The sequence below is a fragment of the Collinsella sp. AF31-11 genome (genome assembly GCF_003475605.1).
Taxonomy (GTDB): domain Bacteria; phylum Actinomycetota; class Coriobacteriia; order Coriobacteriales; family Coriobacteriaceae; genus Collinsella.
Genome location: NZ_QRQS01000013.1, coordinates 44,682 through 56,255 on the forward strand (window position 1 = coordinate 44,682; position 11,574 = coordinate 56,255).

Below are 11,574 nucleotides of genomic sequence, written 5' to 3' on the forward strand. Positions count from 1 at the left end.
TCATCCTACTCTAGGAGAACGAGAGGCGCTGGTATTCGTCCATCAGATACTCGATCAGCGCGATGCATCGGGCGAAATACAGCGTGAAGTCGGTGTTACGGTCATCGAGCGCCTGCTCGTCCGCGACAAGGATGGGGAAGTCGCAAGCGTCCCGCAGAGGGCTCGGGCGGTCTCCGGTGAACGCGACGGTGCATATTCCCTCCTCGCCGGCGATCTTTACGCGGTCGAGCACGCGCGGCGTGCGTCCGGATCGCGAGAACACGATGAGCGCATCGGTCCGGTCGAGATTGTTCTCGAAGATGGCGATCGAGTCATCCGCGGACGAATGCAGCGCCCGCACGCCGAGACCGAGCAGCTTCTTGGACAGGTACGCGGCGGTAAGGGATGAGAACCCGCATCCGTAGATGTGAACGAAGCCGATGGAGTGGCGCAGTACCCGGGCAACATCGGGCAGCGCCGCCCCGCCCGCCGGCGATGGGGCGAGATCCGGCGCCCGTGAGTCCAGGTTGCTGGCGGCCCCGTTCGGCTTGACGACGGACGGTGGACACCCCGTATATTCCGCCTGCAGCCGATAGCACATGTCCACGAACCCATTGTATCCGAGCTTGCGCGTGAGCCTCATGACGGTCGAGGGGGACGTGAAGCACCGGCGCGCGATCTCGCGCACGCCGAGGGTCCGGGCCTCCGCCAGATGGGCCGCGACGAACTGGAGCACCGCCCGCTCGGCATCGGAAAGACGGCGGTCGCCGATGATCTTCGACAGGTCGATTTCTCGTGGCACGTCGGGCCTCCGCATCGCGCGCTCGTGATTACCTATAGGGCATTGTAGGGCATGTGCATGGAAATGTGGTCTTATCGATATAGAAAAGCGACCCCCTGCGTTGCAGATGAGATCGCTTTGGAATGCCGGCTCGCCCGGTCCATGTGCTTGCGCCGACGCAAGGCCCTGTTCAGCCTCGCCGCCGCGAGCGCTTCGGGGCTCGCGGCGGGACCTCCGTTGCCGCCCCGCGCGGGCCTCGCGGCGCAGGGTTTACTTGAGCTCCGGCCAGTACGCCTTGTTCGCCTCGATGAGGTCGTCGAGGATCAGCTTCGCCACGCCCGCGGAGGGGACGGTCTTGGAGAGAGTGAGCGCCTGCCATAGTTTGAGATAGCTTCCCTCGGTGTACGCCTCGACCACGAGCTTCTCAACCGCGACCTGCTCCTGCATCATGCCACGCTCGAACGTGGGGATCTTGCCCTGGCACATGGCCTCGGGGCCGTTCATACCCACGACGCAGGGGACCTCGACCATGGCGTCGTCGTCGAAGTTCGCGATCGCCCCGTTGTTCTCGACGATGCAGAGCATGATCTCGTGCGTGTTGTACGCGATGGCGCGCGCCAGCGACACGATGAACGACGCATGGTTGTCGACCGTGAACTCGCCACCGGTCGCCGTGCCCTTGCGCACGATTTCGCGCGCTGCCCCGAAGACCTCCTTCTCGCGCCCCTCGATGACCTCGTCGGCGCGCGTGTGGTCGGGGTCGGAGTGCTCGACCACGTAGTCCGGGTAGAGATAGTACTTGAGGTACGTGTTGGGCAGGAACTGCGGGTCGAGCTTCAGCAAGTCGGCCGCCTTCTTGTGCGTGGCGATCCAGCTGGCGTCCATGTGCTGCGTGTCGATCGCCTTCTGGGTGAGGTAACCGTTCTCGCCCACGTACTCGAGCAGGCGCGGCATGTAGTCCTCGCCGGTGCGGACGTCTTTCACCGAGGTCCACCAGCCAAAGTGGTTGAGGCCGAAGTAGCGTACGTCGAGGTCATCGTAGTCCTTGCCCACGATGTAGGCCATGCGGCGACGCGTACCTACGGGCATGTCGCAGATGTTGATCACGCGCGAGGTGGGGCGCAGCACGCGGCAGGCCTCGGCCACGATCGCGGCGGGGTTGGAGTAGTTGAGCATCCAGCACTCGGGGGAGTAGCGCTCCATGTAGTCGATGATCTCGAGCATACCGGTGATGGAGCGCATGCCGTAGGCAATGCCGCCGGGGCCGCAGGTCTCCTGGCCGAGCACGCCGTACTTCAGCGGAATGCGCTCGTCGAGCTTGCGCATTCCGTACTTGCCCACGCGGATGTGAGCCATGCAAAAGTCCTTGTTTGTGAAGGCCTCTCCGGGGTCGGTCGTGTAGGAGAACGCGACGTTAGGAGCGTCCTCGCGCATCACGATGGCGAGGGCCTCGCCGAGGACGGCCTGGCGCTCGCCATCATTGTCGTAGAGGGTGATGGAGCTCAGCGGGAAGCTGTCCTGGTGCTCGAGCATCATCTTCACGATGCCCGGCGTGTAGGTGCTGCCGCCGCCGGCGATGACGATGTTGAATTTCTTGCCTTCGGTCATGGTGGTTCCTCCAATGGCTTGCAGAGTGGATTGGATAGAGGCGAAATCGGGGTGGATGGTGTTGCTTGAGGGATGAGTCACGCCGCGGATGGGCGGGGATGGTGTTCAAGGGGGGCCGGCGGTGGGGATGCGCCGGCCCGCAAGGGGAAAGGGCTACTCCTCGTCGTCGAGACCGAGGTGCTCGTCCACGGCGGCGCGGACCTGGCGCACCTGGGGACCGTAAACCACCTGGACGTTCTCGCCCTTCTTGATCACGGCCACGGCGCCGGTGTCGCTCTTGAGCGTCTCTTCCTGGACCTTGTCGGTGTCCTTCAGGATCAGGCGCAGGCGGGTGTAGCAGTTATCGACCTTCTGGATGTTCTCGGCGCCGCCGAGTGCTTCCACGATGAGGGCGGCGTTCACACCGGACTCGCTGCTGGCAGCGGAGATTTCGCCCGCCGCGGCGCCCTCGCCGGCGACCTTGGCCTTGTACTCGGTCTTGCTGTGGAGCTTGACCTCGTCGCCATCGTCCTCGCGACCGACCGTCTTGAGGTTGAGCTTGGTGATGAGCACGCGGAACACAAGGTAGTAGACGATGAACTCGGCGATGCCGATGGCGATGTAGATGGGCCAGTGCGTCTTGCCGATGCCCAACGGGAGGTTATAGAGCAGAAAGTCGATGAAGCCGTTCGGTCCGATCGCACGGCAGCCGAGCACGTTGAAGGCGACCATGCCGAGGCCGGAGAGACAGGCGTGCACCACGAACAGGATCGGCGCGACGAACAGGAACGAGAACTCGATCGGCTCGGTGACGCCTGCGATGAACGAGCAGAAGGCGGCGGGGATGAGGATGGCCTTGACCTTGCCCTTGTTCTCGGGCTTGGCGGTGTGGTACATGGCAAGGCAGGCGCCGATCAGGCCGAACATCTTGGAGAGGCCGCGGGCGTCCCACACCACGGATGCGGAGAGGACCTGGGTCGCGGGGTCGGCGATCTGCGCGTAGTAGATGTTGCGAGCGCCCTCGTAGACCTGGCCGGCGACCTCGGCGGTGCCGCCGAGCTTGGTGTAGAGGAACGGCGTGTACACGAGGTGGTGCAGGCCGGTGGGAATGAGCAGGCGATCGAGCATGCCATAGAGGAAGATGCCGAAGTTGCCCGCCTGGTTGATGAAGAAGCCAAGGCTGTCGATGCCGCCCTGGATGACCGGCCACACAAAGGTCAGGATAACGGCGAGGATGATGACTGTGGGGATCGAGACGATGAAGACGAAGCGCGGGCCGCCGTAGATGGAGAACGCGTTGTCGAATTCGGTGTCGATGAAGCGGTTGTGCACGGCCGCGACGATGAGGCCGAGGATGATGCCCAGAAAGACACCCATGTCGAGGACCTGGATGCCGAGGACGTTCGTCTGGCCGGAGCCCTGAAGGGCAGTGGGGTCGACGAGCATACCCTGCAGCGCCATGAACTTGTTCATGGCATTGATGAACACGAGGAACGCCAGGACCGCGTTGAAGCCCGACTCAGCCTTCTTCTTACGGGCGAGTCCCACGGCGATGCCCACGCAGAAGATGAGGCCGAGGTTGTTCAGGATCGAGACGAGCGACCCCGAGAGGATCGTGCCGAAGCCCGTGGTGACGGGGTTGTTCATGAACGGGAATGTTTGCAGGAGTTGGGCGTTGGTGAAGATGTTGCCGAATGCGATCAAGAGACCGGCGATCGGCAGGATGAGGACAGGGATGAACATCGCCTTGGAGAAGGCCTGCATCGCCCCCATTGCCTTTTCTTTCATGGTGTTTCCTCTCGTTGTCGTGGTGTCTGGCCGGATCCGTTGGCCCGCTGCGCGCACGGGGTGCGCAGCACGGCTTGCATCATAGGTGCCAGTACATGGACGATTAAAGGTCTGATGTAATTTGCGGTACCTGTTTCGCGATTTCGGAACTTGTACCCGTTTCAATCGTGCGCTGATATTGATCTACATGAGAATTGCCGTAACGCTGTGCTCGTCCTATACTTTCTCCATCAGTTAATTCATCTGATGAATTTGGAGTACATGATGAACACCGCGAACAATTCCGCCGATCATCCGCTGCGCAGCCAGAAATACCGCAAGCTCTCGCCCGAGCTCGACCCGTTGCGCATCGGCAGCGGGTGGAAACCCGAGGACCTGTCAAAGCCGCAGGTCATCATCGAATCGACGTTCGGTGACTCGCATCCGGGGTCCGCGGGCCTGTTCGAGCTCGTGGAGGAGGCCCGCGCCGGCGTCGCCGAGGAGGGTGGCCACGGCGCGAGGTACTTCACCACGGACATCTGCGACGGTGAGGCACAGGGGCACGACGGCATCAACTACTCGCTTGCCAGCCGCGACTACATCGCCGACATGATCGAGATCCACACGAATGCGACGCCCTTCGACGCCGGCGTGTTCGTGGCCAGCTGCGACAAGGGCATGCCCGCGCATCTCATGGCCGTGGGTCGCCTGAACATCCCTTCGGTGGTGGTGACCGGCGGCGTGATGGACGCCTTCGACGACGCCCCAGGCGGCGACCACGCATGCGGCAAGAACCTGCTCACCCTTGAGCAGCTCGGTATGTACTCCGCCCAATACGAGCGCGGCGAGATCTCGCACGACCGTCTGCTCTGGGCACAACAGAACGCCTGTCCCAGCTGCGGCGCCTGCTCCTTCATGGGTACCGCGAGCACGATGCAGGTAACGGCCGAGGCGCTCGGCCTTGCGCTCCCGGGCGCGGCGCTCCTACCCGCCACGAGCCCCGACCTGCGTGAGTTCGCGCGCGAGTCGGGCCGGCAAGCGGTGCGCCTCGCCCGCATGGGCCTGTGCCCGCGCGATATCGTGACCAAGGAGTCCTTCGAGAACCTTATCATGGTCCACGGCGCCATTTCCGGTTCCACCAACTCGCTGCTGCACATCCCCGCGATCGCCCGTGAGTTTGGCATCGAGATGTCTGCCGACGACTTCGATCGCCTGCATCGCGGCGCCCATTACCTGCTCAACGTTCGTCCCGCAGGTGAGTGGCCGGCGCAGTTCTTCTACTATGCGGGTGGCGTGCCGCGCATCATGGAAGAGATCAAGTCGATGCTCCACCTCGACGTTATGACCGTCACGGGCAAGACCCTCGGCGAGAACCTCGAGGATCTCAAGGCACGCGGTTATTACGAGAAGTGCGGCCGCTACCTGGAGAAGTGGAACCTCAAGCGCGAGGACATCATCCGTCCGTTTGACCAGGCCTTCGGCACCGACGGCTCCATCGCCATCCTGCACGGCAACCTTGCTCCCGAGGGCGCTGTCGTTAAGCACACCGTTGTTCCGCGCGAGATGTTCCAGGCTACGCTCAAGGCGCGCCCGTTCGACTGCGAGGAGGACGCCATCCACGCCGTCCTGACGCACGAGGTCAAGCCCGGCGACGCCGTCATCATCCGCTACGAGGGCCCCAAGGGTTCCGGCATGCCCGAGATGTTCTACACCACCGAGGCCATCGCCAGCGATCCCGAGCTGGGCGCCAGCATTGCCCTGATCACCGACGGCCGCTTCTCCGGCGCCTCCAAGGGCCCGGCTATCGGTCACGTTTCGCCCGAGGCTGCCGTGGGCGGACCGATCGCCCTGATCGAGGAGGGCGACCTGATCCAGATCAATATCCCCGAGCGCACGCTGTCCATCGTGGGAATCGCCGGTAAGGAGATGGAGCCGGCCGAGGTCGATGCCGTCCTGGCCGAGCGTCGCGCTGCTTGGAAGCCCAAGGCTAACCGCTACACCTCCGGCACGCTCAAGTTCTTTACCGAGCACGCCGTTTCCGCGATCCAGGGTGGCTACATGGAGTAGCGCCCTTACGCATCGAATTCTCCTCTCATGGATACGTGGCACAAAGAGCCCCGAGTTCAATACGAGCTCGGGGCTCTTTTTGTCTGAATTGCAGGCGTATTGCCGGACGAAAGCGTGTTGCGTCTGGCGCAAAACCGTACGAAAGCGCAATTTGCGTCTTAATTCCGGACGTAAATCAAGACGAAAACCGTTTGCGTCTGGCTAAAATTCGTACGCAAACACTTTTCGTCTTATAATACGGTCATGAATAGTACGAAACGAGGGGTTATGCATATGGTTGTTAGAGAGAGCCCTACAGTCGAATACAAGGAAAGCGTTACGCCGACCTTTCTTAAAACGGTGAGTGCCTATGCAAACTACGGGACGGGCAAGATCGAGTTTGGCGTTAATGACGAGGGCATTGCTGTCGGTCTCGCAGATCCGGTCGCTGAATGTCTGCGCATCGAAAATATGATTAATGACAGTTTGGACCCCGCGCCTCGTTACTCGCTAGAGCCCGATGAGAAACACGGGACCGTAATCCTTACGGTTTATGAGGGCCGGGACAAACCCTATCGAAGCAAGGGAAAGGCCTACAGACGAAACGATTCGGCGACGGTGGAGGTCGACCGGTTTGAGTATGGCAGACTGACGCTCGAAGGCAGCAACGTAACGTTTGACGCGCTCGCGTCGGCTCGCCAGGACTTGAGTTTTCACACGCTTGAGCATAAGTGCGTTGAACACCTCGGCATTTCCGAACTAACGCCGGATATCATGCGTACGCTTCGCTTGCTCGGCAAGGATGGCTATACCAATGCCGCGGCGATTTTGGCGGATAAGAATGATTTTCCGGGCATCGACTGCGTCCGTTTTGGTGATACCGAGGATGTGATCTTGGATCGCGAGACGGCGACAGGTCTATCCGCAATTGAGCAGGTGGACAGGGCGGTGGCCATGTTTGTACGCTACTACCGTTATGAGCGTATCGAGGGGATGGAACGCGTCCAAACCGATCGAATTCCCCTTGAGGCGTTCCGCGAAGCTGTCGCAAATGCTTTGGTGCATCGGACGTGGGACGTTCGGGCGAACGTTCAAATTGCCCTGTACGACGATCGCGTCGTTGTGACTTCACCCGGACCGCTGCCCGCCGGTTTGACGACGGAACAATACCTGTATGGGCAGATATCCGTGCTCAGAAACCCAATTGTCGCTGAGGTCTTTCTAAAGCTGGATTACATCGAGAAATTTGGTACGGGAATCGCGCGAATCAGGCGTGCGTATCGAGATTCTTTGAGCCAGCCGGTATTTGATGTTCGCGGCGGCATGGTGGCCGTCACATTGCCCGTTATCGATGCCTTTGAAGGGTCTGAGGAAGAGGTCCAGGTTCTCAAGGCTTTGTCAGGCGGACGAATACTGTCGCGGGGCGAGATTGAGCAACAGACAGGATTGAGCCGCACGCGCACGTTGACGGCGCTTGAATCTTTGCTCAACCGAAACTCGATCGTAAGGCGGGGGACAGGACGCGCCACGAAATACGAGCGCGCATAGCTCAAAAGAGCAAAGCTACAAAACAGGCCCCAAGCCTACACCGGCTTGGGGCCTGCTGTCCTCTGGGATATTGGCGCCTCTACAGTTCAGCCTCCAGTTCGGCTTTGTGTTCGTTGAGGTAGTCGCGCATGTAGGGGATGGCAAATGAGACCTTGCCGTACGAGGGCGCCTCAATGATCGACTCTCTCAGCAGACGACTGCGGATGGAACTTACCTGTTGAGGTGTCTTGTTTAAGTCATCGGCAACCATGCTGGTCGAGCTCGTCTGCCCTAAGGACGCCATGCTCAGCAGATAAGCGATGCACGTGGGCGGAATGCGCTGCAGCGCGGGCTCAATCACCATTGCGCAGAAGCGTTCGCGTGCTGTTGCGATGCCTCGCTTTGCCTCTTCCTCTCCAATTACAGTTGTATGGGCGCGTCGTGCCAGTTGCCATGCGTAATATCCAACGAGCTGAATCATAAAGGGGTAGCCTTGCGTTGCCTCGGCAAGTTGGCCGGCAATACCTGGTTGCAGCTCCATGCCAGACGCTTCAATGGTTTCTTCGAGGGAGTACGACACTTCGGTTACTGCCACAGCCTTCAGATCAAAGGGGAGGGCACGGCGCAAAAACGTAAGTGTCTTTCCGTTGATGACGCTTTCTATCATCGAAGGCAGCCCCGCAAAAACAAAGGCGATATCAAGGTCTTCGCCGATAACCTGCTGAATCGCAATGGAGAGCGTTCGGACCTCTTCGAGCTCTGCGTCTTGGACCTCATCGAGGGTGATGAGCAGACCATTGCCGTTCTTTGATATTGCCTGCCTCATGGCGTCACGCAGCGATGGGCCGATTCGCTCAATGTCTATGCTGCCGATGGATATGCCAGCTACGCTTGGCTCAAATCTGGCGTGTTTGGCCTGGAATTTGGGCTGCAGCTGCTCGAGAATGCGCTGACAAAGTCCTTCGGTTGCGACTTCTTTTATGACCGTCCAGCCATGGCTTTGCGCCAAACGTGAGCACTCGTCAAGGAGGACCGTCTTGCCCGTTCCGCGGACGCCGGCTATGCGCATAAGGCGTCCCGGGGCGCCAGGCCCGTTGACGAGGCCTTCATTGAATTCCTCGAGGACATCTTCGCGGCCGATAATCGTGGGAGGTGTTTTGCCTGCTGTGGGCTTAAAAGGGTTTGTTTGCATGCGAGCCACCTTTGCTCAAGATATAGCAAGATATAGCAAAGTATAGCAACATATAGCAAGATATAGCAAAGTATAGTGAGATATAGCAACGTATAGTGAGATATAGCAACGTATAGCGCTGCTCGCGAGTTCTTGCGGTGGCGCTATTTTCCAAAGGCCACGCGGATAAAGCGCTGGGCGAAGAGCTTATTGGCGACGTTGATGACATGGCCCAGGAACAGTGCCGAGATGGCGGTCGTGACGCCAAAGCCGCCCAGGTTGTGCATAAAGACCAGCGACAGCGCGAGCGAGGCGGCGACGTGCGAGCAATCGAATACGACCTTCACATCGCCAAAGCGGCATTTGAGCTTTTCGGCAATGACCTGTACCAAGCCGTCGGGTGCGTTGGGAACGACGCCCATATTGACGACGAGGCTTACGCCAAACGCGGTGATGGCAAGCGAGAGCAGCATGGTTACGACCTGTGCCGGCAGCGCGGTGGGGTGCAGAGGGTTAACGTTCATAAAGAAATCGGTAAAGCCGCCGATCAGCGTTGAGAAAAAGAGCTCGAGCAAAATGCGCGGCTGAAACTCGCGGCGCAAGATGGCTGCCTGTGCGGCAATGTAGGCGACATAGGTCGCGGTAATCCAAAAGCCGAGCGTCTTGCCGGTGAGCATGGACAGCGTCGTGGCAAAACAGGTAAGCGCTGCCACGCCTAGGCCCGACGCAGTCTGGATGCTCATGCCGAGGGCGAGCGTCGCGACGCCTGCTAAATACATCAACATCCTGATGACGGTATGGCACCAATCGATCTTCTCGCCATTCATAATGATGAGCGGTCGCATGCTGCTACCCGTCCTTTCGGTTGTGAAGAAAAGGCTGACCTGGGCCGGCAAAAGAGGGTTATCGGAGGCACTGCTGTAAAAGCAGAAAAGCCGGCCCCACGGTCAGTCGTCTAGGAAATGTCTCGCTGTGCCGGAATGGGACTGAAGGGCCAACGAGACGGGAGGAAAGCAAATGACATAGCGTGGGCAATAGGATGCCAAGATGGTAGGGTGCGTCTTAGCATCCTATTGCCCACGCTTAACGAAATCGGTTTCGTTTGAGCCTTAGTATACGCACGGGATTCTATTTGCAAAGAGAAAAATAATAAAAAGGTGAACGTTCACCTAATCGCAACAACTCGTTGGCTGTATTATGACAAGGACATACTCGAAACCGATTTCGCAACGGTTAGAGAGTGCATTGTACGTTCGTCGTAGATTGCCGGGCAGCTTGGTCGCGCCCGCCGGTCGCATTGCGGCGAACGCCTTCACCCGGATCGAAAGGATCACCATGGAACAGCACACCGATTGCTCGTACTGCATGTGCGGGACCGACAACACGCTCGTCGATGCCTTTGGCATCCCCATGCTCGACCTGCCCGCCAGCAAGCTCATCTTGTTTAAGGAGCAGAGCCACAAGGGCCGCGTGATCGTGGCCTCCAAGCAGCACGTCGATGACATTTCCTGCATGTCCGAGGAGGACGCTGCCGCCTTTATGGCCGATGTCCGCCACGTCGCCGCCGCGCTGCACAAGGCGTTCAACCCCGACAAGATCAACTTTGGTGCCTACGGCGACACCATGCATCACCTGCATGTGCATATCGTCCCCAAGTACAAGAGCGACCCGTTTGAGTTTGGCGACGTGTTTGCCATGAACCCCGGTCGCGTCACGCTCGAGCCGGCTCAGTACGACGAAATCGCCCAGGCAATCATCGACAACCTGTAAAACTTCGTCCCCTATAAGTTGCGGTGAAATACGGACTGTTTAGCGGCTTAGCTGGCTCCAATAGTCCGTATTTCACCGCAACTTATGGGGGGCGGCGTTGCGATAGTATTACGTGTTGGTATTCGACTAACCGAGGACTTATCCGAGGGCTTTATGGAACAGCACCAGCATTATCAGAGTCTGCAAGATCAGGCATACAACGCATTGCGCTCCAAGATCATCTATGCCGAGCTCAAGCCCGGCACGCGCCTTTCGGCGATTGGTCTGGAAAAGGAGACGGGGATCGGGCGTACGCCCATCCGCGAGTCCTTTGTGCGCCTGCGCGAGCAAGAGCTGGTGGAAACGCGTCCCAAGAGCGGCACCTATGTCTCAAAAATTAGCATGGAGCGTGCCGAGAACGCCTGCTTTTTGCGCGAGAAGCTCGAGAGAAGTGTGCTGATCAAATGCTGTTCGGCCGCCACGCCCGAGCAAAAGCGCCAGCTTGAGCAGATTCTCGCCGAGTCCGAGTCGCTCGACCACAGCGAGATGCGTCGCTTCTTTGACCTGGACAACCTGTTCCACGAGACGTGCTTTGAGATTGCCGGTCGCCACATGCTGTGGGATTGGATGAAGAGCATCAACACGCATTTTGAGCGATATAACTGGTTGCGTGCGGTGTCGCAGGATCTGGACTGGGAGCCGATTCGTCGGCAACACCGCCGAATCCTCGAGGCCATTAAAGAGGGCGACACCGATACGGCGAGCTATCTGGCGCAGACGCATCTGCATCTAATGCCAGAAGAGCAGGGCCCGGTCATCGCCTTGCATCCCGATTACTTCGAGCTGCCCAAAGACCCGTCCATCTAATCTATCCCCTCATACGTTGCGGTGAAATAGGGATTGTCTTGCGGCCCAGGCGGCGCAAACAGTCCCTATTTCACCGCAACTACGTTGGGGCGTGACCGAG

9 protein-coding genes are annotated in these 11,574 nt (G+C 59.5%); 4 read left to right on the plus strand and 5 right to left on the minus strand.

Going from position 1 to position 11,574, the window contains the following annotated elements; translation table 11 throughout:
- Nucleotides 1-10: 10 nt before the first annotated feature.
- From DWZ22_RS08815 to DWZ22_RS08825, 3 genes are all read right to left on the minus strand, one after another.
- Nucleotides 11-781 carry a MurR/RpiR family transcriptional regulator gene (locus DWZ22_RS08815; RefSeq protein WP_158553137.1) on the minus strand — a complete coding sequence of 257 codons (771 nt, stop codon included), beginning with the start codon at nucleotides 779-781 and terminating at the stop codon, nucleotides 11-13.
- A 249-nt stretch (nucleotides 782-1,030) separates the two neighbouring features.
- The gene (locus tag DWZ22_RS08820; RefSeq protein WP_118405934.1) at nucleotides 1,031-2,368 is read right to left on the minus strand and encodes a 6-phospho-alpha-glucosidase; all 1,338 of its coding nucleotides are present in this window, start codon (nucleotides 2,366-2,368) and stop codon (nucleotides 1,031-1,033) included.
- 153 nt (nucleotides 2,369-2,521) lie between these two features.
- A complete protein-coding gene (locus DWZ22_RS08825) occupies nucleotides 2,522-4,135 on the minus strand; it encodes a PTS transporter subunit EIIC (protein ID WP_117743202.1) in 1,614 nt (537 codons plus the stop codon).
- A 264-nt stretch (nucleotides 4,136-4,399) separates the two neighbouring features.
- Between DWZ22_RS08825 and ilvD the strand changes: the two genes are divergently transcribed.
- Nucleotides 4,400-6,181 (plus strand): dihydroxy-acid dehydratase, encoded by a 1,782-nt coding sequence (ilvD, locus tag DWZ22_RS08830; protein WP_117743203.1) that lies wholly within the window; start codon nucleotides 4,400-4,402, stop codon nucleotides 6,179-6,181.
- Between the two features lie 267 nt (nucleotides 6,182-6,448).
- Nucleotides 6,449-7,708: an ATP-binding protein gene (locus DWZ22_RS08835; protein WP_199407114.1), complete on the plus strand. Its 1,260-nt coding sequence runs from the start codon at nucleotides 6,449-6,451 to the stop codon at nucleotides 7,706-7,708.
- A gap of 79 nt (nucleotides 7,709-7,787) precedes the next feature.
- On the opposite strand, the gene DWZ22_RS08840 is transcribed toward DWZ22_RS08835, so the two are convergent.
- Both DWZ22_RS08840 and DWZ22_RS08845 read right to left on the minus strand, forming a co-directional pair.
- The gene (locus DWZ22_RS08840; RefSeq protein ID WP_117743204.1) at nucleotides 7,788-8,879 is read right to left on the minus strand and encodes an ATP-binding protein; all 1,092 of its coding nucleotides are present in this window, start codon (nucleotides 8,877-8,879) and stop codon (nucleotides 7,788-7,790) included.
- 143 nt (nucleotides 8,880-9,022) lie between these two features.
- Nucleotides 9,023-9,703, minus strand: a complete 681-nt coding sequence (locus tag DWZ22_RS08845) for a YitT family protein (protein ID WP_117743205.1) — start codon at nucleotides 9,701-9,703, stop codon at nucleotides 9,023-9,025.
- Nucleotides 9,704-10,193: 490 nt separating this feature from the next.
- Between DWZ22_RS08845 and DWZ22_RS08850 the strand changes: the two genes are divergently transcribed.
- Both DWZ22_RS08850 and DWZ22_RS08855 read left to right on the plus strand, forming a co-directional pair.
- A complete protein-coding gene (locus tag DWZ22_RS08850) occupies nucleotides 10,194-10,628 on the plus strand; it encodes an HIT family protein (protein ID WP_117743206.1) in 435 nt (144 codons plus the stop codon).
- A gap of 153 nt (nucleotides 10,629-10,781) precedes the next feature.
- Complete coding sequence (locus DWZ22_RS08855; RefSeq protein WP_158573319.1) at nucleotides 10,782-11,474, plus strand: GntR family transcriptional regulator; 693 nt, start codon at nucleotides 10,782-10,784, stop codon at nucleotides 11,472-11,474.
- Nucleotides 11,475-11,574: the final 100 nt, after the last annotated feature.

Bases quoted from the DNA above. Each gene is read 5' to 3' on its own strand.
- DWZ22_RS08820 (WP_118405934.1), bottom strand. From the start codon at position 2,368: ATGACCGAAGGCAAGAAATTCAACATCGTCATCGCCGGCGGCGGCAGC.
- DWZ22_RS08825 (WP_117743202.1), bottom strand. From the start codon at position 4,135: ATGAAAGAAAAGGCAATGGGGGCGATGCAGGCCTTCTCCAAGGCGATG.
- ilvD (WP_117743203.1), top strand. From the start codon at position 4,400: ATGAACACCGCGAACAATTCCGCCGATCATCCGCTGCGCAGCCAGAAA.
- DWZ22_RS08835 (WP_199407114.1), top strand. From the start codon at position 6,449: ATGCATATGGTTGTTAGAGAGAGCCCTACAGTCGAATACAAGGAAAGC.
- DWZ22_RS08840 (WP_117743204.1), bottom strand. From the start codon at position 8,879: ATGCAAACAAACCCTTTTAAGCCCACAGCAGGCAAAACACCTCCCACG.
- DWZ22_RS08845 (WP_117743205.1), bottom strand. From the start codon at position 9,703: ATGCGACCGCTCATCATTATGAATGGCGAGAAGATCGATTGGTGCCAT.
- DWZ22_RS08850 (WP_117743206.1), top strand. From the start codon at position 10,194: ATGGAACAGCACACCGATTGCTCGTACTGCATGTGCGGGACCGACAAC.
- DWZ22_RS08855 (WP_158573319.1), top strand. From the start codon at position 10,782: ATGGAACAGCACCAGCATTATCAGAGTCTGCAAGATCAGGCATACAAC.